At 66.2% G+C, this 23,831-nt stretch carries 25 protein-coding genes and 1 other RNA gene; 16 read left to right on the top strand and 10 right to left on the bottom strand.

Annotation, left to right across the window (positions count from 1 at the left end; all coding sequences use genetic code 11):
- Positions 1-49 precede the first annotated feature (49 nt).
- From BO1_RS33050 to cobA, 6 genes are all read left to right on the top strand, one after another.
- Positions 50-1,729 carry a nitrite/sulfite reductase gene (locus BO1_RS33050; protein WP_028221218.1) on the top strand — a complete coding sequence of 560 codons (1,680 nt, stop codon included), beginning with the start codon at positions 50-52 and terminating at the stop codon, positions 1,727-1,729.
- Positions 1,730-1,765: 36 nt separating this feature from the next.
- Complete coding sequence (locus tag BO1_RS33045) at positions 1,766-2,323, top strand: DUF934 domain-containing protein (protein ID WP_028221217.1); 558 nt, start codon at positions 1,766-1,768, stop codon at positions 2,321-2,323.
- Complete coding sequence (locus tag BO1_RS33040; protein WP_028221216.1) at positions 2,320-3,075, top strand: phosphoadenylyl-sulfate reductase; 756 nt, start codon at positions 2,320-2,322, stop codon at positions 3,073-3,075. The genes BO1_RS33045 and BO1_RS33040 overlap by 4 nt, the downstream gene beginning before the upstream one ends.
- A gap of 95 nt (positions 3,076-3,170) precedes the next feature.
- Positions 3,171-4,133 (top strand): sulfate adenylyltransferase subunit CysD, encoded by a 963-nt coding sequence (gene cysD, locus BO1_RS33035; protein ID WP_028221215.1) that lies wholly within the window; start codon positions 3,171-3,173, stop codon positions 4,131-4,133.
- Between the two features lie 25 nt (positions 4,134-4,158).
- Entirely contained in the window at positions 4,159-5,475 is a 1,317-nt protein-coding gene (locus BO1_RS33030; RefSeq protein ID WP_028221214.1) for a sulfate adenylyltransferase subunit 1, read from the top strand.
- Positions 5,476-5,550: 75 nt separating this feature from the next.
- Positions 5,551-6,327 (top strand): uroporphyrinogen-III C-methyltransferase, encoded by a 777-nt coding sequence (cobA, locus tag BO1_RS33025; RefSeq protein ID WP_028221213.1) that lies wholly within the window; start codon positions 5,551-5,553, stop codon positions 6,325-6,327.
- Positions 6,328-6,441: 114 nt separating this feature from the next.
- Here cobA and BO1_RS33020 read toward each other — a convergent pair whose 3' ends face one another.
- The 3 genes from BO1_RS33020 to lptF all read right to left on the bottom strand — a co-directional run bounded on the left by BO1_RS33020 (position 6,442) and on the right by lptF (position 9,136).
- Entirely contained in the window at positions 6,442-6,819 is a 378-nt protein-coding gene (locus BO1_RS33020; protein ID WP_028221212.1) for a sirohydrochlorin chelatase, read from the bottom strand.
- Between the two features lie 64 nt (positions 6,820-6,883).
- Entirely contained in the window at positions 6,884-8,032 is a 1,149-nt protein-coding gene (lptG, locus tag BO1_RS33015) for an LPS export ABC transporter permease LptG (protein WP_028221211.1), read from the bottom strand.
- A gap of 3 nt (positions 8,033-8,035) precedes the next feature.
- Complete coding sequence (gene lptF, locus BO1_RS33010) at positions 8,036-9,136, bottom strand: LPS export ABC transporter permease LptF (RefSeq protein WP_028221210.1); 1,101 nt, start codon at positions 9,134-9,136, stop codon at positions 8,036-8,038.
- A 131-nt stretch (positions 9,137-9,267) separates the two neighbouring features.
- Between lptF and BO1_RS33005 the strand changes: the two genes are divergently transcribed.
- The 3 genes from BO1_RS33005 to BO1_RS56650 all read left to right on the top strand — a co-directional run bounded on the left by BO1_RS33005 (position 9,268) and on the right by BO1_RS56650 (position 11,690).
- Complete coding sequence (locus BO1_RS33005; protein WP_028221209.1) at positions 9,268-10,794, top strand: leucyl aminopeptidase; 1,527 nt, start codon at positions 9,268-9,270, stop codon at positions 10,792-10,794.
- Positions 10,791-11,207, top strand: a complete 417-nt coding sequence (locus BO1_RS33000) for a DNA polymerase III subunit chi (protein WP_028221208.1) — start codon at positions 10,791-10,793, stop codon at positions 11,205-11,207. Before BO1_RS33005 ends, BO1_RS33000 begins: the two co-directional genes overlap by 4 nt.
- Positions 11,208-11,270: 63 nt before the next feature.
- Positions 11,271-11,690 (top strand): DUF2486 family protein, encoded by a 420-nt coding sequence (locus tag BO1_RS56650; RefSeq protein ID WP_167338414.1) that lies wholly within the window; start codon positions 11,271-11,273, stop codon positions 11,688-11,690.
- A gap of 16 nt (positions 11,691-11,706) precedes the next feature.
- Here the strand turns inward: BO1_RS56650 and BO1_RS32990 are convergent, their stop codons facing one another.
- Together BO1_RS32990 and ilvD are read right to left on the bottom strand one after the other, a co-directional pair.
- Entirely contained in the window at positions 11,707-12,054 is a 348-nt protein-coding gene (locus BO1_RS32990) for a c-type cytochrome (RefSeq protein WP_407670030.1), read from the bottom strand.
- Positions 12,055-12,250: 196 nt separating this feature from the next.
- Positions 12,251-13,924 carry a dihydroxy-acid dehydratase gene (ilvD, locus tag BO1_RS32985; RefSeq protein WP_028221206.1) on the bottom strand — a complete coding sequence of 558 codons (1,674 nt, stop codon included), beginning with the start codon at positions 13,922-13,924 and terminating at the stop codon, positions 12,251-12,253.
- A gap of 172 nt (positions 13,925-14,096) precedes the next feature.
- Between ilvD and BO1_RS32980 the strand changes: the two genes are divergently transcribed.
- Both BO1_RS32980 and lgt read left to right on the top strand, forming a co-directional pair.
- Positions 14,097-15,053, top strand: a complete 957-nt coding sequence (locus BO1_RS32980) for a LysR family transcriptional regulator (RefSeq protein WP_028221205.1) — start codon at positions 14,097-14,099, stop codon at positions 15,051-15,053.
- Between the two features lie 278 nt (positions 15,054-15,331).
- A complete protein-coding gene (gene lgt, locus BO1_RS32975; RefSeq protein ID WP_028221204.1) occupies positions 15,332-16,246 on the top strand; it encodes a prolipoprotein diacylglyceryl transferase in 915 nt (304 codons plus the stop codon).
- 133 nt (positions 16,247-16,379) lie between these two features.
- On the opposite strand, the gene BO1_RS32970 is transcribed toward lgt, so the two are convergent.
- The 5 genes from BO1_RS32970 to BO1_RS32950 form a co-directional block, all read right to left on the bottom strand.
- On the bottom strand, positions 16,380-17,111 hold the full coding sequence (locus BO1_RS32970; protein WP_028221203.1) for an SIMPL domain-containing protein: 732 nt from the start codon (positions 17,109-17,111) through the stop codon (positions 16,380-16,382).
- 288 nt (positions 17,112-17,399) lie between these two features.
- Entirely contained in the window at positions 17,400-17,858 is a 459-nt protein-coding gene (locus BO1_RS32960; RefSeq protein ID WP_028221202.1) for an EVE domain-containing protein, read from the bottom strand.
- Between the two features lie 130 nt (positions 17,859-17,988).
- Positions 17,989-18,169: non-coding RNA, 6S RNA (ssrS, locus tag BO1_RS56840), on the bottom strand.
- A 120-nt stretch (positions 18,170-18,289) separates the two neighbouring features.
- The gene (locus BO1_RS32955) at positions 18,290-18,604 is read right to left on the bottom strand and encodes a cell division protein ZapA (RefSeq protein WP_028221201.1); all 315 of its coding nucleotides are present in this window, start codon (positions 18,602-18,604) and stop codon (positions 18,290-18,292) included.
- Positions 18,601-18,951 (bottom strand): ATPase, encoded by a 351-nt coding sequence (locus tag BO1_RS32950; RefSeq protein ID WP_028221200.1) that lies wholly within the window; start codon positions 18,949-18,951, stop codon positions 18,601-18,603. The genes BO1_RS32955 and BO1_RS32950 overlap by 4 nt, the downstream gene beginning before the upstream one ends.
- A gap of 495 nt (positions 18,952-19,446) precedes the next feature.
- Between BO1_RS32950 and BO1_RS32945 the strand changes: the two genes are divergently transcribed.
- Genes BO1_RS32945 through cobC form a run of 5 tightly spaced genes read left to right on the top strand, consistent with a single transcriptional unit; the run spans position 19,447 to position 23,804 of the window.
- A complete protein-coding gene (locus tag BO1_RS32945) occupies positions 19,447-20,478 on the top strand; it encodes a FecCD family ABC transporter permease (protein WP_028221199.1) in 1,032 nt (343 codons plus the stop codon).
- The gene (locus BO1_RS61450) at positions 20,475-21,311 is read left to right on the top strand and encodes an ABC transporter ATP-binding protein (protein ID WP_043287573.1); all 837 of its coding nucleotides are present in this window, start codon (positions 20,475-20,477) and stop codon (positions 21,309-21,311) included. The genes BO1_RS32945 and BO1_RS61450 overlap by 4 nt, the downstream gene beginning before the upstream one ends.
- Positions 21,312-21,362: 51 nt before the next feature.
- Positions 21,363-22,451 carry a nicotinate-nucleotide--dimethylbenzimidazole phosphoribosyltransferase gene (gene cobT / locus BO1_RS61445; protein WP_028221197.1) on the top strand — a complete coding sequence of 363 codons (1,089 nt, stop codon included), beginning with the start codon at positions 21,363-21,365 and terminating at the stop codon, positions 22,449-22,451.
- Positions 22,452-22,461: 10 nt separating this feature from the next.
- On the top strand, positions 22,462-23,229 hold the full coding sequence (locus tag BO1_RS32930; protein ID WP_028221196.1) for an adenosylcobinamide-GDP ribazoletransferase: 768 nt from the start codon (positions 22,462-22,464) through the stop codon (positions 23,227-23,229).
- A complete protein-coding gene (gene cobC, locus BO1_RS32925; protein WP_028221195.1) occupies positions 23,214-23,804 on the top strand; it encodes an alpha-ribazole phosphatase in 591 nt (196 codons plus the stop codon). The genes BO1_RS32930 and cobC overlap by 16 nt, the downstream gene beginning before the upstream one ends.
- The last annotated feature ends 27 nt before the right edge of the window (positions 23,805-23,831 follow it).

The raw sequence follows: 23,831 nt of genomic DNA, 5'->3' as shown, positions 1-23,831 counted from the left end.
AGCGCGGCGTAACCGGAACGCTGCGAATGAACAACCCTGGGGTCCCCGAATGTACCAATACGATCAGTACGACCAGACCATCGTTGACGAACGCGTCGCGCAATACAGCGACCAGGTTCGCCGGCGCCTCTCGGGCGAATTGAGCGAAGAAGAGTTCCGCCCGCTGCGTCTGCAGAACGGCCTGTACTACCAGCGCCACGCTTACATGCACCGCATCGCGATTCCTTACGGCAACCTGCGCAGCGACCAGTTGCGCATGCTTGGCGTCATCGCGCGCGAGCACGACCGCGGCTATGGCCACTTCTCGACGCGCTCGAACATCCAGTACAACTGGATCAAGCTCGAGGAAACGCCCGAAATCCTGCGCAAGCTCGCCTCGGTGCAGATGCACGGCATCCAGACCTCGGGCAACTGCATCCGCAACATCACCGCTGACCAGTTCGCGGGCGTCGCGCCCGACGAAGTCGTCGATCCGCGCCCGTGGGCCGAGATCCTGCGCCAGTGGTCGACGTTCCACCCCGAGTTCGCGTGGCTGCCGCGCAAGTTCAAGATCGCCGTTTCCGGCTCGAAGGAAGACCGCGCGGCCGTGCAGATCCACGACCTGGGCGTCTATCTCGACCGTAACGAGCAGGGCGAAGTCGTCGCGAGCATTCTCGCGGGCGGTGGCCTCGGCCGCACGCCGATCGTCGGCGCGATCATCAAGCGCGATCTGCCGTGGCAGCACCTCCTGACCTACTGCGAAGCGGTGCTGCGCGTGTACAACCGCTATGGCCGCCGCGACAACATGTACAAGGCGCGCATCAAGATTCTCGTGAAGGCGCTCTCGCCGGCGAAGTTCGCCGCGCAGGTGGAAGAGGAGTGGCAGCATCTGAAGGACGGCCCCTCGACGCTCACTCAGGAAGAGCTCGACCGCGTGTCGAAGCACTTCGTGGCGCCGGCCTACGAAAAGCTCGCCGATACCGACACCTCGTACGAGAACCATCTGCTCGAGAACCGCGCGTTCGCGCGCTGGGTCGAGCGCAATGTGCGCACGCATCGCGTGCCGGGCTACGCGTCGGTCACGCTCTCGCTCAAGCCGCGCAACATCGCGCCGGGCGACGCCACCGATGCGCAGATGGAAGCCGTGGCCGACTGGGCTGACGAATACGCGTTCGGCCAGATCCGCGTGTCGCACGAGCAGAACCTGATCCTCGCGGACGTCAAGAAGCGCGACCTCTTCGCGCTCTGGGAAAAGGCCAAGGCACAAGGTTTCGCGACCGCGAACATCGGCTTGCTGACCGACATCATCGCGTGCCCGGGCGGCGACTTCTGCTCGCTCGCGAACGCGAAGTCGATCCCCATCGCGCTCGCGATCCAGGAGCGTTTCGACAATCTCGATTACGTTCACGACCTGGGCGACCTGTCGTTGAACATCTCGGGCTGCATGAACTCGTGCGGTCACCACCACGTCGGCAACATCGGCATTCTGGGTGTCGACAAGGACGGCTCGGAGTGGTACCAGGTGTCGCTCGGCGGCGAGCAGGGCAACGGCGCCAACGGCGCGCGCCTTGGCCGCGTGATCGGCCCGTCGTTCTCGGCCGAGGAAATGCCCGATGTGATGTCGAAGGTGATCGATACGTTCGTCGAGCATCGCATCGACGGCGAGCGCTTCATCGACACGTACGACCGCATCGGCATCACGCCGTTCAAGGAGCGCGTGTACGCATCGCGCCAGCCGGCCCACGCTTAAAAGCAGCACGCAACGAGATACGAGAGTCAAGCAAACATGGCTTCATTGATCATCAAGAAACGCGAGATCGTCGAGGACAACTGGCAAGTCGTGCGTGCCGCTGAAGACGGCACGCTGCCGGAAGTGGCCGCGTTGCCCGCCGGCAAGGTGCTGGTGCCGTTCGCCCTGTGGCAGGCCGGGCGCGATGCGCTCGTCGCCTCGCGCGGCAAGGACGAACTCGGCGTGTGGCTCGAGCCGGACAGCGAACCGGCCGACATCGCCGGCGACTTCGACAAGCTCGCGCTGATCGGCATCGACTTCCCGGTGTTCCGCGATGGCCGTGGCTATTCGATCGGGCGTCTGCTGCGCGAGCGCTATGGCTACCAGGGCGAGCTGCGCGCGATCGGCGACGTGCTGCGCGATCAACTGCGGTTCTACGAGCGCTGCGGCTTCGATTCGTACGCGCTGCGCGCCGACAAGGACATCAACGACGCGCTCAAGGCCTTCACCGAGTTCACGGTGCAGTACCAGGGTGCGTTCGACGAGCCGTCGCCGCTGTTCCGCCGCCGTCTCGCCCAGCAGGCACAACAGGCACAATCGGGCGCCGCAGCATGAGCACCGTCGCCAACGACATCGCGCCGGCGCTGCAGGCGAAGATCGAGCGCCTCGACGCGCTGCTCGATTCGATCGCCGCGCGCCACGCCGACGTGAAGCTCGCGAGCAGCCTCGCAGCCGAAGACATGCTGCTCACCCACGCGATCCTTTCGCGTGGCGTGAAGATTGGCATCTTCTCGCTGAACACGGGCCGCCTGCATGCGGAAACACTGGGCATGATCGACCGCGTGCGCGAGCGCTACGGCTACGAGATCGAGCAGTTCCATCCGCAACAGGACGCTGTGGACGAATACGTCGCACAGCACGGCCTGAACGCGTTCTACGAGAGCATCGATCTGCGCAAGCGCTGCTGCGAGATCCGCAAGGTCGAGCCGCTGAACCGCGCGCTCTCGGACGTCTCGGCGTGGGTCACGGGCCAGCGCCGCGAGCAGTCGGTCACGCGTGCCGAGCTGCACGAGGAAGAGCAGGACAACGCGCGCGGCATCGCCAAGTTCAATCCGCTCGCGGACTGGACCGAGGCCGACGTTTGGGCATATCTGGGTGCCTTCGACGTGCCGGTGAACCCGCTGCACGCACGCGGCTACCCGAGCATCGGCTGCGAGCCCTGTACGCGCGCCGTGCGCCCGGGCGAAGACAGCCGGGCGGGCCGCTGGTGGTGGGAGTCGCGCGATACGAAGGAATGCGGGCTGCACATCACCTCCGTGTCAGCCATTCCGGTCGTTGCAGTGTCGTCCATCGGCCAGACGAACTAAAATTGAAGTTTGTTGCGCCGTCTTGAGCGGCGTACCACCGAATACCGAGTACCGCGCGCCCCCTAAACGGGCGCGCACTGACGAAGGATCCGAACATGAGCACGACGCTCGATTCCGCAGTGAACGCACCGCTCCAGGTCACGGCGAACCGCATGGACCATCTCGATTGGCTCGAAGCCGAGTCGATCCACATCCTGCGTGAACTCGTTGCCGAGTGCAGCAAGCCCGCGCTGCTGTTCTCGGGCGGCAAGGACTCGGTGGTCGTGCTGGCGCTCGCACTGAAGGCCTTCGGCCTGGGCGCGAACCGCAAGACCGCGCTGCCGTTCCCGCTCGTGCATATCGACACGGGCCACAACTACGAGGAAGTGATCGACTTCCGCGATCGTCGCGCGGCCGAAATCGGCGCCGAGCTCGTGGTCGGCCACGTCGAGGATTCGATCAAGAAGGGCACCGTGCGTCTGCGCCGCGAAACGGATTCGCGCAACGCCGCGCAGGCCGTCACGCTGCTCGAAACCATCGAGGAATACGGCTACACGGCGATGATCGGCGGCGCGCGCCGCGACGAAGAGAAGGCTCGCGCGAAGGAGCGCATCTTCTCGTTCCGCGACGAATTCGGCCAGTGGGATCCGAAGGCGCAGCGCCCGGAACTCTGGAGCATCTACAACGCGCGCCTGCACAAGGGCGAGCACCTGCGCGTGTTCCCGATCTCGAACTGGACGGAACTGGACGTGTGGCAGTACATCGAGCGCGAGAAGCTCGAGCTGCCGTCGATCTACTATGCACACCAGCGCGAGATCGTGCGCCGCAACGGCCTGCTCGTGCCGGTCACGCCGCTCACGCCGATGAAGGAAGGCGAAACGAGCGAAATGGCGCAGGTGCGTTTCCGCACCGTGGGCGACATCAGCTGCACGTGCCCGGTGGAAAGCGATGCCGACAACGTCGAGAAGATCATCGCCGAAACGGCCGTGACCGAAATCACGGAACGCGGCGCGACGCGCATGGACGACCAGGCGTCGGAAGCCGCGATGGAACAGCGCAAGAAGCAAGGTTATTTCTAAAGAGCACGTTGAGGAAACATTGAATATGGTTACGACGCATCAACCTGAAGACCTCGGCGTGCTGCGCTTCATCACGGCGGGCAGCGTGGACGACGGCAAGAGCACGCTGATCGGCCGCCTGCTGTACGACAGCAAGGCAGTTCTCTCGGACCAGCTCTCGGCGCTTTCGCGCGCGAAGAACAAGCGCACCGTGGGCGACGAGATCGACCTGTCGCTGCTCACCGACGGCCTCGAAGCCGAGCGCGAGCAGGGCATCACGATCGACGTGGCGTACCGCTACTTCGCCACGGCCAAGCGCAAGTTCATCATCGCCGACACGCCGGGCCACGAGCAGTACACGCGCAACATGGTCACGGGCGCCTCGACGGCGCACGCGGCGATCATCCTGATCGACCCCACGCGCGTGACGGTCGAGAACGGTGTCACGCAACTGCTGCCGCAAACCAAGCGCCATAGCGCGATCGTCAAGCTGCTGGGTCTGCAGCACGTGATCGTCGCGATCAACAAGATGGATCTGGTCGACTACAGCGAAGCCACCTTCGACCTGATCCGCGACGCCTACGTCGCGCTCGCGCGCCAGCTCGGTCTGGAGGACGTGCGCTTCGTGCCGGTCTCGGCGCTCAAGGGCGACAACATCGTGGCCGCGAGCGAGCGCATGCCGTGGTACGCGGGCGAGCCGCTGCTCGACGTGCTCGAGGCGCTGCCGGTCGAGCAGGCCGCGGGCGAAGCGCTGCGTTTCCCGGTGCAGTGGGTCGCGCGCCAGGACGGCTCGAGCGCCGACGACTTCCGCGGCTACATGGGTCGCATCGAAGCGGGCGAAGTGAAGCTCGGCGACGCCATCACGGTGCTGCCGGCGGGCCGCCAGGCGACGGTCGCCGAGATCATCGCCCCGGTGCCGGGCGGCACGGCGCAGGTCGACCGCGCGTTCGCGGGCCAGACCGTCACGATCCGTCTCGCCGAAGACGTGGACGTCTCGCGCGGCGACACCTTCGTGCCGGCCACTGACGACACGCAGCCCGCGAAGAAGCTCGAAGCGGACCTCTGCTGGTTCGACGAAGAGCCGCTCTCGCCGCAGCGCAAGTATCTGCTCAAGCAGACCGCGAGCACGGTGTTCGCGAAGATCGGCGCGGTCAAGGAAGTGCTCGACGTGCACACGCTCTCGCACGCGACCGACCGCCACAATCTCGCGATGAACGACATTGGCCGCGTGGCGCTCACGCTGCAAAAGCCGATCGTCGCGGACCTGTATGATGTGCATCCCGGCACCGGCGCGTTTGTCCTCATCGACGAGGCGACGCACCACACGGTGGCGGCAGGGATGATCCGCGCGGTTTCCGCCTGAGGCGGCTGCGCGCGGCGCGTCGCCGGGGTTCAATGGTTCAACGGCGGCGCGCCGACACATGAGTCAACGAGGCAAATGGGCAAGGTTTATCTGATCGGCGCCGGACCGGGTGCGGCGGATCTCATCACGGTGCGCGGCGCGCGCCTGCTCGCGCAAGCCCAGGTCGTGCTGCACGACGCGCTGGTCGAGCCGGCAATGCTCGAGTACGCCCCGCAGGATGCGAAGTTCATCGCGGTCGGGAAGCGCTGCGGGCAGCGCTCGACGGCGCAGCACTTCATCAACAAGCAGCTCGTGGATGCGGCGCGCGAGCACGACGTGGTCGTGCGCCTGAAGGGCGGCGATCCGATGCTGTTCGGCCGCGCCGACGAAGAGATGCGCGCGCTCGAAGCGGCGGGCATCGAGTACGAGATCGTGCCGGGCATCACTGCCGCGCTGGCCAGTGCGGCCACGCTGCAACGCTCGCTCACGCTGCGTGGCGTGGCGCGCAGCGTCGCGCTCGCGACCTACTCGCGCGCGGCGGACAGCGAGGCCATTCGCGAGCAGGTCAATGCCGATTCGCTGGTGTTCTACATGGGCCGCGACAGCGCGCCGGACATTGCGCGGCAACTGATTGAAGCGGGCCGCGCGGGCGCGACGCCCGTGGCGATCGTCGAGGCCTGCAGCACGGCGCGCGAACGCACGCTCACGCTCACGCTGGCGGGTCTTGCCGCCGGCGAGGCGCAGGACTGGCTCGATGCGGCACAGCCGAGCCTGCTCATGATCGGCGACGCGTTCGCCGAGCGGGCAGGGCAAGCGCAAGCCGACGACGAGACGCAAGCCGAACCATCGGGTCAGCGCCGCGCCGCGGCCTGAGGCAGCGCAGAAAAACGGGGGTAGGTAGAACGCAAGAAGGGCCGCTCAAAGAGCGGCCCTTCTGCTTTGTGCGGGCACATGCCGTGCTGGCCAATTTTTTGAAGGGCAGGGCGCTTACTCGTGCTCTTGCCCGAGGCAGTACTGCACGATCGCGTCGAGCACGCCGTCGTCCTCGCCCACGGCGGTCGCGCAGGCGATCCGCACGCCGGGATGCGCGGCCTGGCATTGCGCGACGAGCGCGGGCAAATCGCGCCGGATATGGCCGCCCTGGCCGAAGAACACCGGCACCACCGTGATGGCGTCGCAGCCCAGCGCGGTCTGCGCGGCGATGGCCTCGGGCAGGCTCGGCGCCATGAGTTCGAGGAAGGCGAGACTCACGGGCCCGGCGTCGCCGCGCGTGGCGGCGAGCTTGTCCGCGAGGCGCGTGAACGGCTCTTTCCAGCGCGCATCGCGCGCGCCGTGGCCGAAGAGGATCATGCCGTGCGTGCCCATCGTCGCGTTTTCCCCCAGAGCGTAGCCTCTCCGCAATCGACGTCGATGGGACGTCAGCGGGACATCAATGCCGGTCGACCCATTTCAGGCCGAGCAGCCCGAGCGCCAGATAGATGAGGCCCGGTGTTGCCGCCGTGAGCGGCGCGGGCCACGTGTTCAGTGTACCGACGTGCGAGAACAGCGTGTTCACGAGCTGGAAGCTCATGCCGAGCATGATCCCGCCGAACACCTTCACGCCCACCACGCCCGCGCGCGTATGCAGGTACGCGAACGGCAGCGAGAGCACCAGCATCACGAATACCGCGAACGGGTAGAGCACCTTGCGCCAGAGGGCGATCTCATAGCGCTGCGTGTCCTGATGGTTTTCCGAAAGGTGCTGGATGTAGCGGACCAGGTTGAACATCGACATGCGATCGGGCGAAACCAGCAGCACCGAGAGAATCTGCGGCGTGAGCTCCGAGCGCAGCGAGTACTCGGGTAGCGCCGTCTGCTGCGCGCGATAGACCGGATTGAGCGCATCGACAGGCTGGTTCGGCGGCGGCGGCACACCGATCAGCTCGGTATCCGTCACGTCCTTGAGCAGCCAGTGGCCCGGCGGCTCAAAGGTGCCGCTCTTCGCGAGACGCACGTTCGTGAGCCTGAACTGCGAATCGAATTCGTAGATGCGCACATTGGTGATCGTCGCGTCGGGCAGCAGCTCGCCCACGTTGACGAAGCGCGTCGCCTGCTCGCCGTCGGCGCGCTTGGTGAGCGTGTCTTTCACCCAGACGCCCGACTTGAAGTCCGTCGATACGGCGGAGCCGAGCGCCTCGAGACGCACACGCTCGGAGAGCTGGTCGGTGTACGGACCGACCACTTCGCCGATGAGGTAGGTGAGCAGCACGATCGGGATGCCGACCTTCAGGAGCGAGCGCAGCGCCTGGCCCGTTGCGAGCCCGGAGACACGAAAGATCGTGTACTCGGAATTGGCGGCCATCTGCGCGAACACATAGATCGCGGCGATCAGCGCAGCAACCGGAATGATCTCGTAGAGCCGTGACGGCGCCTGCAGCGCAACGCGCAGCACCGCATAGGTGAACTTGTAGTTGCCGTGGCCGACCGAGTTCAGCTCGTTGATCAGGTCGAAGAAGAAGAACAGACCGGAGAAGGCGAACAGGATGAACACGAACGCCACATAGACCTGGCGCGCGAAGTATTTCTCGTAGATGCGCATCGGTCAGCTCCCTTGCGACGCGCGCTGAAACATCGCGCGCGTAAAGAGCGGCCGGTTGCGCACCCGCAGCCAGAAGAGGAAGACGACGAGCGCGAGCACCACGATATGCAGCAGCACGAGCCCGAGGCCGAACGAGATCTTGGCCTGCTCGATCTGCGATTGCATGACGTTGAGCAGGTTCGAGTAGGTGAGGTAGATCAGCACGGCCATCACGAGGTTGATGGTGCGCCCGCGGCGCGGGTTCTGATACGCGAGCGGGATCGCGAGCAGCATCAGGTTGATCGCGATGAGCGGCAGGCCGGCGCGCCATGCGAGCTCGCCGAGATTGTCGGCGCTCGGGTTGCGGATCAGGTCGAGCGTGGGCGTGCTGCTCGCCGTGGGCGTCGAGACCACGGGCTGGCTCGTGATCTTCACGCCATAGCGCTGGAACTCGGTGATGCGGAAGTCGGGGTGGCCGGGTTCGCCGTCGTAGCGGCGGCCGTTCTCGAGCACGACGAAGCGGTCGCCGTTCTTCGTGGTTTCCGTGTGGCCGGTCTTGGAGACGATCACGTTGACCTTGCCGTTCTCCGTGCTCGTGACGAACACATTGTCCACACGGCCCTGGTCGGGGCTCATGCTTTCGATGAAGAACACGCGGTGCGTGGTGGGCGATTCGCGGAACTGGCCGGGCGCGAGCAGCGACACTTCATCGCGCTGCTGAAAGCGCGCGCGGATCAGCTTGCTTTGCGCGTTCGACCACGGCCAGCCGACAAAGGCGAAAAACACGATGAGGATCACGATCGGCGTGGAAAAAACGGCGATCGGCTTGATGAGGCGCGTGAGGCTCACGCCGGAGGCGAGCCAGACGACCATCTCGGAATCCTTGTACCAGCGCGTGAGCACGAACAGGATCGAGACGAAGAGCGTGACGATCAGCATCACGGCGATGTAGCCGATCACGGTCAGGCCGATCAGGACCAGCACGTCGCGCGGGTCGATCTGGCCCGACGCAGCGAAGCCGACGATGCGGATCATCATCGTCGTCAGCATGATCGTGAGCAGAACCATGAACACGGCGCCGGCCGTGTACGCGAGTTCACGCTGCAGGGAACGTTCGAAGATCATTATTGATGAACAGGGCAGGCGGTCCGCGCCGGGCGAAGCGCTCGCGCTACCACCCAGGAGCCGCCGCGGAAAAAATAGCGGATAATTGCGGCTTTCATCCTAAGCCCAGATTTTATCCGAGGACAAGCGCGATGGACTTTAGCATAAAAGCCTGTGACTGGAGCAAAGGCGGGGAAGGCCCCTTCCTGACCGGCAAGTCGGATTGCGTCGTAGTGGGCATCTTCGAGGCACAAACCCTTTCCGGTCCGGCATTCGCGATCGATGGTGCCATCGGCGGCGCGATCGCCCGCCTCGTCAAGTCCGGCGACATCGACGGCAAGGCCGGCTCCACGCTGTTCCTGCCGGAAGTCAGCGGCATCGGCGCCTCGCGCGTGCTGCTGGTCGGCCTCGGCAAGCAGGATGCATTCGGCCAGAAGGCCTATGGCGAGGCCGTCAAGGCGGCCTGGCGCGCGATTCTCGGCACCAAGATCGCACAGGTCACGTTCACGCTCGCCCAGCTGCCCATCAAGGAGCGCACGGGCGACTGGGGCGTGCGCGCCGCGATCCTCGCGCTGCGCAACGAGACCTACCGCTTCACGCAGATGAAGAGCAAGCCCGATGTGGCGCAGCGCGCGCTCAAGCGTGTCGTCTTCAGCGTCGACGCCGCCGACGACAAGGCCGCGAAGCTCGCCGTCAAGCAGGCCGTGGCGCTCGCCAACGGCATGGACCTCACGCGCGACCTCGGCAACCTGCCGGGCAACGTTTGCACGCCTACCTACCTCGCGGCCACGGCCAAGAAGCTCGCGCGCGACTGGAAGCTCAAGGTCGAAGTGCTCGGCCAGCGCCAGATCGAAACGCTCAAGATGGGCTCGTTTCTTTCTGTTACAAAAGGCTCGGTCGAGCCGCCGCAATTCATCGTGCTGCACTATCAGGGCGCGAGCGCGAAGGCCGCGCCCGTCGTGCTGGTGGGCAAGGGCATCACGTTCGACACGGGCGGCATCTCGCTCAAGCCCGGCGACGGCATGGACGAGATGAAGTACGACATGTGCGGCGCGGGCTCGGTGCTCGGCACGATCCGCGCGGTCGCCGAGATGGGCCTGAAGCTCAACGTGATCGGCATCATCCCCACGTGCGAGAACATGCCCGCGGGCAACGCCACGAAGCCGGGCGACATCGTCACGACGATGGCGGGCTTGACGGTCGAAGTGCTCAACACCGACGCCGAAGGGCGACTGATCCTGTGCGACGCGCTCACCTATGCCGAGCGCTTCAAGCCGGCCGCCGTGATCGACATCGCCACGCTCACGGGCGCGTGCATCATCGCGCTCGGCCATCACAACAGCGGCCTGTTCTCGAAGGACGACGCGCTCGCGGGCGAGCTGCTCGACGCCTCGCGCGAAGCGAACGACCCGGCATGGCGCCTGCCGCTCGACGACGAGTATCAGGAGCAGCTGAAGTCGAATTTCGCCGATATCGCCAATATCGGCGGGCGTCCGGCGGGCAGCGTGACGGCGGCGTGCTTCCTCTCGCGCTTCACCGAAGCGTATCCGTGGGCGCACCTCGACATCGCGGGCACCGCATGGAAGAGCGGCGCGGCGAAGGGCGCGACGGGCCGTCCCGTGCCGCTGCTCGCGCAGTTCTTGATCGATCGGGCCGCGGACGGTCGCGCAGGGCAATGACGCGGATCGATTTCCACACGAACGTCGGCCATTCGCTGATGTATGCGTGCCGGCTCGTGCGCAAGGCGTATCAGGCCGGCCAGCAAGCCGTCGTGCTGGCCGAGCCCGCGCGCCTGCGCGCGTTCGACGAGATGCTCTGGACCTTCTCGCCGCTCGACTTCGTGCCGCACTGCATGGCCGAAAGCGCGCTCGCCGCGCAAACGCCCATCGTGCTGACCACGGATCTCGAGCGTGCGCCGCATCATGGCGTGCTGCTGAACCTGGGCGCGGCCGTGCCGCCCCAGTTCGCGCGCTTCGAGCGCCTGCTCGAAGTAATTGGCGATGCGCCCGAGGAACTGGCCTCGGGCCGCGAGCGCTATCGCTTCTACCGCGACCGCGGCTACGCGCTGAACAACTACAAGCAGGGCGGTTGAACCCGGCGCGCCCGCCGCTTGTCTCTCCTTTATCTGTTTGATCGAAATCCAGTGGAGGTGATCGTGTCCGATTTTCACGATGTTGAAGGGGCTCCGATCCCGCTCTTGAACGACACACTCGTGCCGGGCAACCTGCTGCGCGGGCGCGATGTGTCGCCGTTCGAGAAGGCTGCTGCCGCGCACCATGCCGCCGCCGTGCCGGACCCCGTGCCTGCCGGTGAGCCCGATAGCCTTCTGGTAGACGCTGAAGCGCTCGTCGAACGCCTGAGCGGCCGGGCCATGGGCTGGCTGACCGGCGAAGGGCGCAGCGTGATCGAGCAGCGCTGCGCCGCGGCGTTGCAGGAGCATTCGCACTGGATCGTGGGGCAGGTGTCGCGCGAGATCGGTCTCGCGCTCGAAACCGAATTGAAGGGCTGGGTGAAGGCCGCGCTGCGCGAGGAACTGGCTGCGCGCGCGGGGAAATCGACGCCGCCGGAGGCTTGAGGGCGGCCCGTCTCGCTTATTTCAGCGTGAGGATCCAGCTCGCGAGCGTGGCTGCCTGGGCCGGACTCAATTGGGTGTTCGCAGGCATGGGCACGGTGCCCCACACGCCGCTGCTGCCTTCCAGAATCTTGTGTGAGAGATAGGTCTGCGCGTCGGGCTTGCCCATGTACCTGGCCGCGATCGCACGCAGTGCGGGGCCCATGAAGGTGCGTGTCACCGAATGGCAGCTCATGCAGTTCTGCTGTTGCGCAAGTGCGAGTCCACCTGGACCGTTCTGCGCGTGGGCGCTCGTCGTGGCCAACGCCAATGCCAATGCCAGCGCGGCAGCTGGCGTCGCTGTCTTGTTCTTCGCCTGCGACTTCAGTTTCATACTGGTCTCCGCCAGCGTGGTCGCCGGCTGTGTCGTCGCATTATAAGAGCAAAGGGCGCACGTTCTGTGCGCCCTCCTTGTAGCCTCCTCGCGGTCTCCACGCTGGCTGGATTTCCCGCGGACAAGCGATCTGCGCGGGGCACGCGGATACGTCGCAAAGCACGACGTCCCGCGCGCCTTTAGCCCGCTTTCAACCCGTCACCGCGCCCTTGTTCGCCGGCCGTGCGAGGGCCGCGTACTTCGCGAGCACGCCACGCGTGTAGCGCGGCGCCGGCTGCTTCCAGGCTGCGCGGCGGCGCGCGAGTTCGGCGTCGTCGATGTTCAGTTGCAGCAGCAGCTTGTGCGCGTCGATGGTGATCGAGTCGCCCTCCTGCACGAGTGCGATGGTGCCGCCCTCGAAAGCCTCGGGGGCGACGTGGCCGACCACCATGCCCCACGTGCCGCCCGAGAAGCGGCCGTCGGTGATGAAGCCCACCGATTCGCCCAGACCCTTGCCGATGATCGCGGACGTGGGCGCCAGCATCTCCGGCATGCCCGGGCCGCCCTTCGGGCCGAGGTAGCGCAACACGATCACGTCGCCAGCCTGGATCTTGTCGGCGAGGATCGCCTCCAGCGCGCTTTGCTCGTCGTCGAATACGCGGGCCGGACCGGTGATCACGGGGTTCTTCAGGCCCGTGATCTTGGCAACGGCGCCTTCCGTGGCGAGGTTGCCCTTGAGGATCGCGAGGTGGCCTTCCTTGTAAAGCGCCTGGTCGATGGGGTAGATGACCTTTTGATCGGCGCGCGGCTTCGAGGGCACGTCCTTCAGTTCTTCGGCGATGGTCTTGCCGGTGATGGTCATGCAATCGCCGTGCAACAGGCCCGCATCGAGCAGGATCTTGAGCACCTGCGGAATGCCGCCGGCCTTGTGCAGGTCGGTCGCGACATACTGGCCCGAAGGCTTCAGGTTGCAGATCACCGGCACTTTCTTGCGCATGCGCTCGAAGTCGTCGATGCTCCAGTCGATTTCCGCGGCATGAGCGATGGCAAGATAGTGCAGCACCGCGTTGGTCGAGCCGCCTGTCGCCATGATGAGCGCCACGGCGTTCTCGATCGACTCTTTCGTGATGATGTCGCGCGGCTTGAGATCCTGCTTGACCGCTTCGACGAGCACGCGCGCCGACTCGGCGGCCGAGTCGACCTTTTCCTCATCGGGATTGGCCATCGTCGACGAATAGAGCAGCGACATGCCGAGCGCCTCGAACGACGAGCTCATCGTGTTGGCCGTGTACATGCCGCCGCACGAGCCCGTGGACGGGCACGCGTTCTTCTCGACGCCTTCGAAGTCCTCCTCGGACATGCGGCCGGCCGTGAATTCGCCCACGGCCTCGAACGCCGAGACGATGGTCAGATCCTTGCCCTTCCAGTTGCCCGGGCGGATCGTCCCGCCATAGACGTAGATGCCCGGCACGTTCATGCGTGCGAGCGCGATCATGCCGCCGGGCATGTTCTTGTCGCAACCGCCGATCACGACCACGCCGTCCATCCACTGACCCTGCACACAGGTCTCGATGCAATCGGCGATCACTTCGCGCGAGACGAGCGAGTACTTCATGCCTTCGGTGCCCATCGACATGCCGTCCGAGATCGTGGGCGTGCCGAAGGTTTGCGGGTTGGCGTCGGCGCCTTTGATGGCGGCCACCGCCGCGTCGGCGAGACGCTGCAGGCCCGCGTTGCAGGGCGTGATGGTCGAGTGGCCGTTGGCGACGCCGATCATCGGCTTGTCGAAGTCGGCCTTTTCATAGCCGAGCGCGTAATACATCGAACGGTTCGGCGAGCGGGCGACGCCTTGCGTGATGTTCTTCGAACGACGGTTGTATGCCATGGGGACGCTCCGTGGAAGGTGTCTCGAATCTTGTTTCGTTCGCCGGGCAGCGCGTGCCTTGGGAGGAAGATGCCGGCGTGTGCGAAGAAGAATGGAGTTTCGCGAACGCAATGTCCAATATATTATTCTTGGTCTATTGAGTCGTAAAAAGAATCACAGGACCGGTTTGCCGATGAGCACGACGATTCCCGATCTGCGCCAGCTGCGCTACTTCGTGGCCGTGGCCGAGGAGCAGCATTTCGGCCGCGCGGCGGCGCGCCTTTCGATGACGCAGCCGCCGCTGTCACAGGCCATCCGCGCGCTGGAGGAGACGCTCGGTGTCGAGCTCTTCGCGCGCACGCGCCGCTCGGTCGAGCTGACGGCCGTGGGCGCCGACCTGCTGCCCGAAGTGCGGCGCCTGCTTGCCGCCGCGGAAGCGTTGCGCCCGCTCGCGCAGAGCCTCGCGCGCGGCGAGGCGGGCGTGCTGGCGCTGGCCTTCGTCTCGACGGCCGATTACGGCCTGCTGCCGCTGCTTTTGCGCGACTTCGGCGCGCGCCACCCGCGCGTGCGGCTGCAGCTCGCCGAAGCCACGAGCGACGTGCAGATCGACGAGCTGGTAGCGGGCCGCATCGACGCGGGCCTCGTGATCGCGCCCTTGCCGCCGCGTCACGCGGCGCAGCTCGCGTATCTGCCGATCGCGCGCGAGCCGCTGGTGGTGGCGATGCCGGCCGAGCTTTCGGCGCGCACGGGCGGCCCTACCGACCACGACGGGGGCGAGACGCCCGTGAGCCTCGCCGATCTCGCCGATGTGCCGCTCGTGGTGTTCCCGCGCCATCTGGCCCCGGGCTTTCACGACACGATCATGGATTGCTACGGCGCCGCCGGGCTCGCGCCGCGCGTAGGGCAGGAGGCGATCCAGATGCAGACGATCGTGAGCCTCGTCTCGGCGGGGATGGGCATTGCGCTCGTGCCGCAATCGCTGCGGCATCTGCGCCGCACGGGCGTGGTCTACCGGCCGCTGGCCGAAACGGCGCCGATGATCGAAACGGGTCTCGTCTGGCGCGCGGCGGAGGTGAGTCCGGTGCTGGCGGCCTTCATCGAGATCGTGCGCGCGCACGCGGCGACCGTGGGCGTGCCAGGCGCCCCATGAGTGCCCACACCGTTGCGATGACAGGCACGGCGCACGCCGCCTTCATATCCCGCCCTTGAACCCGCGGCGAGCCCGCCTGGAGGCGTATTTTGGTTTGACCCCCCTCGTCTCGGCGATAATGTGTCGCCGCGGCGCGTCATGCGAACTGCGCAGCTTTGGAAACGTCCAACGCACGCGCCGCACGTTTTTGGGCACGCATTGGGCATTCCCTTGCCGATTTTGCGGCACTTCTTACAACTCGATTTCAAACCTCACCGCCGACAAGCACTGATTCCACGATGCTCATCCACCCGAACTTCGACCCCGTCGCCATTCATCTGGGGCCGCTCGCCGTGCGCTGGTACGGCCTCATGTATCTCGTCGGCTTCATCCTCGCGATCGTGATCGGCCGCCTGCGCCTGCGCCTGCCGTACGTGGCCGCGCAGGGCTGGACCGCCAAGGACATCGACGACATGCTGTTCTACGGCGTGCTCGGCACGGTCCTCGGCGGGCGCCTCGGCTATGTGCTCTTCTACAAGGCGAGCTGGTACTTCGCGCATCCGCTCGATATCTTCAAGGTGTGGGAAGGCGGCATGTCGTTCCATGGCGGCTTCCTCGGCGTGACCTTCGCGATGATCCTGTTCGCGTGGCAGCGCGGACGCACGTGGCTGCAGGTCACCGACTTCGTTGCGCCGATGGTGCCCACGGGCCTCGCCGCGGGGCGTCTTGGCAACTTCATCAACGGCGAACTGTGGGGCCGTGTGACCTCGCCGGACTCGCCGTGGGCCATGATGTTTCCGGGTGCCGCCAACGACGACGCCGCGTGGCTCGCCGCGCATCCGCAACAGGCCGCACAGTGGCATCTGAACGAAGTGTTCGCGCAGTATCACCTGCTGCCGCGTCATCCGTCCGAGCTCTATGAAATCGCGCTCGAAGGCATCGCGCTCTTCATCGTGCTGATCCTGTTCTCGCGCAAGCAGCGCCCCATGGGGGCGATCTCGGCGATGTTCCTGATCGGCTATGGCCTCGCACGTTTCACCGTGGAGTTCGCGCGCGAGCCCGACGACTTCCTCGGCCTGCTCGCGCTGGGTCTGTCGATGGGGCAGTGGCTCTCGCTGCCGATGATCATTGCGGGCGTGCTGCTGATGATCTGGGCGTATCGCCGCGCGAAACGCAGCAACGGCACGCAGCCCGCGGTGAGTGCAAAGAGCTGATGCAACTGATGCGCTTCGGCGCTGCACCGGACGCACCATGAAAAAAGCCACGGTTTTGCCGTGGCTTTTTCGCTTTTTTGCCCGTATCGCGAATGTCATGAGTGCAACACGCGCGACCGCTTGAACGTGCGCGTTACTTCATCTGCACGGAGCCCGACACGTTGACGGTCACAGTGGACGTGCCGCCTTCGAGCGGCATCGGCGGCGCGGCCTTCGCGTCGGCCGACATGGCGCGCGCGCTCATCATCATCATCGGGCGCGGCGGCACGCCCTGGTGGCCCACGTTCACGTCGCGCACCGTGTAGCTGCTATAGCCGAACGCGCGCGCGTTCGCGGCAGCCTGCTCGCGGAACGAGGCAATCGCCTGGCCTGCAAGCTTCTGCTGCGCGGCGCGTTGCGCTTCGGGCGAGAGCGAGAACTGCACGTTGCCCACCTGCATCACCGAAGAAATATCGCCGGCGAGCTTCGAAGCGGCGGCGAAGTCGTGCGATTCGAGCACGACCTCCGTGCGGCCACGCCATGCCGAAATGCGCCCGTCGCGATCGGTTGACGGATAGATCGAGAACTGGCCCGAGCGCGCGGTCACACCCGCCACGCCTTTGGCTTTTTGCAGCGCTGCATCGGCGCGTTGATTGAGCGTGGCCGTGAGCGAAGCGGGATCGCTCGCTTCCTGCTCGTAGAACAGCGTAATCGTGACGACGTCCTGCGGCACCTCGGCGCTCGCCTCTGAGGACAGCGAGAGCACGCCCGACGGTTGATAGCGCGCTTCGCTCTGTGCGAGCGCGGTGCTCGGCGCGAATGTCATGGCGAGCGGCACAGCAGCGGCGAGGACGGCGGCGAGCGTGACGGCGGTTTTTCTCTTCATTTGGGCTCCTTGCAGAACGGATACGCAAACGGCGCGCACACGAATGGGTTTGAGCGTGCCGACGCGAGCGCATGATTGTGCGTAACTTCGTGCTGGCACATTCGTGCTGGCACATTCGTGCGTGCGTGTCGGCTGCGTGTGCGCGATGAATATCCGTGCGTGTTCGTTAGGCGGGGCGCGCTACGCAGGGTTCCCGTCGGAGCAGGGGGGCTTTGCAATCTTTAAAGATTGGCGGCGTGCATACGCTGTGCCGCCAATCCGGGCTCATGCCGGGGCTTGCATCGGGGCTTACATCAGCCGCCTGGTGATGAAGTCCCACTCGGCCTTCGTGACCGGCGTGATGGACAGACGATTGCCCTTGGCGAGCACGCGCATCTCGGCGAGTTCTTCATGCTCTCGCAACGCGGCGAGCGCAATGAGCGGGCACTTCTTTTTGAACACCACATCGACGAGCACCCAGCGCGGCGTTTCCTGCGTGGATTTTGCGTCGTAGTAGGGGCTCTTCGAATCGAATTGCGTGGGGTCGGGATAGGGCGTGGACGAGACTTGCGCGAGGCCTGCGATGCCAGGCTCGGGGCAGCTCGAGTGATAGAAGAGCACGCCGTCGCCGATCTGCATGGTGTCGCGCATGAAATTGCGCGCTTGATAGTTGCGCACACCGGTCCAGGGCAGCGTGCGCTCTGGAGCGTTGGCGAGGTCGTCGATGCTTGCTTCGTCGGGTTCGGACTTCATCAGCCAGTAGCGCATGAGTCGAAGAAACGCGTCGAAAGTGAAGGGGGATGCAGCAACGTCGCGGCAAGCGAAGATGCAGCCGGAAGACACAAAAGCACGGCACAAAAGGAAAACGGCATCGGACCTGAGTCCGATGCCGTTTGAATAGGTCCCCGCCATAGCCGCTAGGCCGGCATCCTGAACCGAGGGTTCAGAATTGGTCGCAGTTAGCAGCACTTTGGGTACATCAGACTAGTGACGCGCACGCCCGTGCTACAAATTTCCGCAACCGTGCACATGGCATTGGTTCAAGGAATATATGACCTTGGCGAACCAGGCAGGGAAGCTGACTAAACTGTTTGATACTACGCTGTTCGGTACTGCACGATACCACAAGGGCACCGCTGTTTAGAAACGTCTTGTGGACCTTTCCATGAGCAACATTTTAACGCATCGTGCAGCGGGTTTTATTGCACACCGTACTGCTGGATCACTGCGCCAAGCTGCTCGTTCATTTGGCGCATTGTACGACGGATTTCTTCCGCTGGGAATGCTTCGCCGTGTCTCACGCTCGTTTGCAGGCGCAGCAGTTCCGACGCGATCGAGAGCGCGGCCATCACCGCGATGCGATCGGTGCCGCGCACGTTGCTGTGATTGCGGATCTTCGACATCTCCGCATCCACGCGAGCCACCGCTTCAAGCAGCGCGCCTTCGGTTTCCGGTGAACAGGCGAGGCGATAGCTTTGGCCGAGAATCGTCGCTTCGATCTGTTTGGTGGTCATGCATTTTCTCCGTGGCGAGCGGCGTTGTCGTCGTCGGCGTTCTGCGAGGGCTCGAGCAAATCGAGCTGGTTCTCGCGGTCGGCGCTGGCGCGCGCGCGCGGCAGCTTTTCGAGGATCGCGTTCAGACGGACCTGGGCGTCGTCGATCTTGGCCGAGAGTGCATCGCGCTCGGCCTGCAGCGCGTTGCGCTCTTCGCGCACCTGTTCGAGTTCGGCGCGCGTCGCTTCGCATTGCGCGTGCAATTGTGCGAGTTGCTCTTCGAGCGCCACGCGTGCTTCATGATGGCGCTGATTGATCTCGATCAGCCGCCCGATGTTTTGTGAGAGTGTTTCGAGTTCGTTGAGCATGTGCTGCGTCCTCTAAAGACAGGCATTCTAGCGCGGATTGTCGCGTATTCCGACATTTGCGTCGTTTCCAGACGTAACAGCCCCGCTTCATGTCCGCTTCTTGCAGTTTTTAACCCTCAAGGTGCTGGCACGCACCGTGCGGGAACGCATTTTGCCTCTTGCGCGAGGCCGGCCTTCGCAGCGCGCTTCGTACTGCGCTTCTACCGCAATAGGAACCGTATTTCGCGCAATAATGGCGCTTTCTTGACGCTCGCACGGGGCCCTCCTACACTTGCCGGCGCTCGGGCGCCGGCATGGGATTTCGTCGCGGACTGCGCGTCCCGGACTATGCGTCCCAGGCGCATCCCATGCCGGCGGGCATACGTCACGCGTATGCGCCTCGCGAGGCGCAACGGCGACGTGTCAGTGTCCAGAGATCGACCACTTCTTCCGACGATGCGAACCGTCAACCCCGAAAACCCGCGCCGCACGCCTGTGCAGGTCTTGCCGCGCGCGATGTCGCTGCGCCGCACGATGAACGCGCGCCGTGCAGCGGCGATCTGGTGCGTGCTGGCCATTGCCGCGCTCGCCGTATTCGTGGCGTCGCTCGCGATCGGCAGCGTGCCGGTGACGCTCGGGCAGGCGCTGCACGCGCTCGTGCCGGCCACCTCTTCCACGCCCAACGCCAGCGACATGGCGAGCGAAATCGTCCGCACCTTGCGCCTGCCGCGCGCGCTCGGCGGCTTCGCATGCGGCGCGCTGCTCGCGCTCGCGGGCGCGCTGCTTCAAGTGCTGTTGCGCAATCCGCTCGCCGAACCCTACGTGCTGGGTGTTTCGGGCGGCGCCGCCGCGTTCGCGCTGGTGGCGATGATCGCGGGCGCGGCGTGGTGGGCCGTGCAGGCGAGCGCCTGCGCGGGCGCTTTCGTGTCGATCCTGCTCGTGCTCGGCCTCGCGCGCCGCGAACTCTGGCGCGGCGAGCCGCAGGACAGCTCCCCGCGTCTGTTGCTCACGGGCGCGGTGACGGCGGCGGGGTGGGGCGCGCTCATCACGCTCGTGCTGACGCTCGCCCCCGAAGCGAGCCTGCGCGGCATGCTGTTCTGGCTCACCGGCGACCTCAACGGCGCCGGCATGCCCTGGCCCGCATTGATCGCGCTCGCGCTCGTGCTCGCGTTCGGCGTGAGCGCCGCGCCGCGCCTGAACGTGCTGCTGCGCGGCGACGCCGCCGCCCAGGCGCTCGGCGTGCCAGTGCTGCGCCTGCGCGTGGGCGTCTATCTCGCGGCCTCGCTCGCGGCGGCGGCGGCCGTCACGACGGGCGGCACCATCGGCTTCGTCGGGCTCGTCGTGCCCCACATGCTGCGGCTCGCCTTCGGCAACGACCAGCGCATGCTCGTGCCCGCGGCCGCGCTCGCGGGCGGTCTTGCGGTCATGGGCGCCGATCTCGTCGCGCGGACCGTCGCCGCGCCCACGCAACTGCCCGTGGGCGTCGTGACCGCGCTCGCGGGCGTGCCCGTGTTCCTGTGGATGTTGCTCAAGAGGCGCACGCCATGAGCCGCTCATCGAGCGCCACCGCGAGCCACGACGCCACGCCTGCGAAGCCGCTGCTCGCCGCACACGCGCTCACGCTGCGCGCGGGCGCGCGCACGCTGGTCGAGGGCCTCACGCAGCGCTTCGAGGCCGGCGAGATCTGGTGCGTGGCCGGCGCGAACGGCGCGGGCAAGACCACCTTGATTGCGACGCTCGCGGGCCTGCGCGAGAGCGCTGCGGGCCATGTCGAAGTGGAAGGTGTGGCGCTGCGCGACTGGCGGCCGGTCCTGCTCGCGCAACGCCGCGCGCTGATGCCACAAGACGTGCGCGATGCGTTCAGCGCGAGCGTGCTCGACACCGTGCTGCTCAACCGCTATCCGCATCTCGCGGGCTGGGGCTGGGAAAGCGAGGACGACCGCGCCGCCGCGCAGGCCGCGCTAGCGATGCTCGGCCTCGAGACATTCGCCGCGCGCGACGTGCTCTCGCTCTCGGGCGGCGAGCGCCAGCGCGTTGCGCTCGCGGCGGTGCTGTGCCAGGACGCGCCGCTCTTGCTGCTCGACGAGCCGCTCGCGCATCTGGACCTGCATCATCAGATCGCCTGCCTCGAGGCGCTCGCGCACTGGGTGAACACCGGGTCGCACACTGTCGTGTTTTCCTGTCACGATCTCAATCTTGCGCGGCGCTACGCGACGCATGCGCTGCTGCTCGATGGCCGCGGCGGCTGCTTCGCGGGGCCGGTGCGCGACGTGCTCACGGCAGAGCGTGCGAGCGCCGCCTTCGGCCACCCGCTCATGCTGATCCGCGAGGGCGCGCACGAGGCGCTCGTGGCCGCCTTCGAAATTCCACGCGAGCGCTGAACCGGCGCGCGCGAATCGAAATGAATCGAACTGAATCGACCTGAAACCACCATGACTTCAACGCTTTCCGAATTGCTGGCCGTCGAGCCGCTCGACCCGTCGCTGCGCGACGAGCTTCAGCACCTCATCGATACGAAGACCAAGCCGCCGGGCAGCCTCGGCCGCCTCGAGACGCTCGCGCGCCAGCTGGGCATGATCCAGCGCAGCACGCGCCCGCGCGTCGAGCGCCCGGTGATGATCGTGTTCGCGGGCGATCACGGCATCGCCAACGAAGGCGTGAGCCCGTATCCGCAGGCGGTGACTGCGCAGATGGTCGCGAACTTCCTCGCGGGCGGCGCGGCCATCAACGCGTTCAGCGGCGTGGCCGGGCTCGAGCTCGAGATCGTCGATGCGGGCGTCGCTACGCCATTGCCGCCGCTGCCGTCTGCATCGACGCTCGTTTCGTTGCCGATTGCGCGTGGCACGCGCAACTTCGCGCATGAGAGCGCGATGACGCGCGACGAGGCCATCGCTGCGCTCGCAGCGGGCGCCGCGCGCGTGCGCCACCATGCGGCGCTCGGCACCAACGTGATCGGCTTTGGCGAGATGGGCATTGCGAATACGTCGTCGGCCGCTTGCCTGATGAGCCGCCTGTGTAACGTGCCCATCGACGAATGCGTGGGGCGCGGCACGGGGCTCGACAACGCGGGCCTCGCGAGAAAGCGCAACGTGCTCGCGGCCGCGCTCGCACGCCACGCGAACGTGCGCGAGCCGATCGATGTGCTCGCAACCTTCGGAGGCTTCGAGATCGCGATGATGGCGGGCGCGTTTCTCGAAGCCGCGCGCCAGCGCATGGCGATACTCGTCGATGGCTTCATCGCGACTTCGGCGTTGCTGGTGGCGGATGCGCTCGCGCCGCACGTGCGCGATTACTGTGTGTTCGCGCACGCGTCGAACGAGGCGGGTCATCGGCGCATGCTCGATCATTTCGGCGCGCGCGAATTGCTCGCGCTCGATCTGCGTCTGGGCGAGGGCACGGGTGCGGCGCTGGCCGTGCCGCTGCTGCGCGCGGCCGTGGCGTTCCTCGGCGAAATGGCGAGCTTCGAGTCCGCGGGCGTCGACGAGCGCAGCGAGAAGCCCAACGGCGAGCGTCCGCATTGACGCGCGCGCGATGAATCCGCTCGCGGAACTGCGTTACTTCTTCACGGCGCTCGGCTATTTCACGCGCGTGCCGGTGCCGCGCTGGGTCGGCTTCGAGCCACAATGGCTGAACGCGGCGGCGCGCTATTTTCCGCTCGTCGGCGCGTTGATCGGCGTGCTCGCGGCGCTCGTGTACCTCGCCGCGCTGCATGTGTTTCCGCCGGGCGTTGCGGTGCTGCTCTCGATGGGTGCAACGCTCGTCGCCACCGGTGCGTTCCACGAAGACGGTCTGGCCGACTCCATCGACGCATTCGGCGGCGCGTACCAGCGCGAAGACGTGCTGCGCATCATGCACGACTCGCGCATTGGCGCGTTCGGCGCCATCGGCCTCGTGATCGCGCTCGCACTGAAGTGGCAGACGCTGGCCGCGCTGCCGCCGTTGCGCGCCGCCACGCTGATGATCGCCGGCCACGCGGCGAGCCGCGCGCTGGCGATCAGCTACCTTGTCTCGCTCGACTACGTGCGTCCCGAAGGCAAGGCCAAGCCGGTCGCGCAGCGCATGAGTGCGCTCGCGCTCGGCTGTGCGTTTGCGTTCGGTCTGCCCTGGCTTTTCTGGCCCACGTGGCCGGACTGGCGCGCGGGCGTGGCGACGCTCGCCGTGCTCGGCGTGCTGCGTTATGCGCTCGGGCGGTATTTCGTGCGCCGCATCGGCGGCTATACGGGCGATTGTCTCGGTTTCGCGCAGCAGGTGTTCGAGCTGGCGATCTATCTGATGGGGCTCGCGTGGATCTCGTCCTGATTCGTCATCCTGCCGTGGCGGTGGAGGCGGGCGTGTGCTACGGCAAGACTGACGTGCCGCTCGCCGCGGCCGCCGATGCGGGCGCGGCGTCGATCGCCGCGCGCCTGGCCGCGCTGGGCGCACGCGCGCCGCAGCGCATCGAAACGAGCCCGCTCACGCGCTGTGCGAGCGTCGCCCGACTGCTCGGGCAGATGCACGGGGGCGTCGCGCCGATCGAAGATGCGCGTTTGGAGGAGATGGACTTCGGCGCGTGGGAAATGCAGCGCTGGGACGCCATCGAGCGCGCGCAGATCGACGCCTGGGCCGCCGATTTCGAGCATGCGCGTGCGCATCAGGGCGAGAGCGTCGCGCAGTTCGATGCGCGTGTGTCGGCGTGGTTCGATGCGCTCGATACCGACGCGCACGGGAGTCTGTGGACCGTCGCGCATGCGGGCGTGATGCGTGCGATCACCGCACGCGCGTTGGGCTTGCCGCTCGCGCGTTGCGTGCGCTGGCCGCTCGAGATGGCGGCGATCGTTACGCTGCACCGTGGGGCGTCGAGCGGCGAGTGGCAGCTCGCGCGCTGGAACGCCTGAATCCCGCTGCCAGTTTATTCGGATTCC

It is taken from the genome of Paraburkholderia oxyphila NBRC 105797 (assembly GCF_000685075.1).
GTDB lineage: Bacteria > Pseudomonadota > Gammaproteobacteria > Burkholderiales > Burkholderiaceae > Paraburkholderia > Paraburkholderia oxyphila.
Note: the sequence above shows the minus strand (reverse complement) of the source record. Positions and strands in the feature narration are given on the sequence as shown.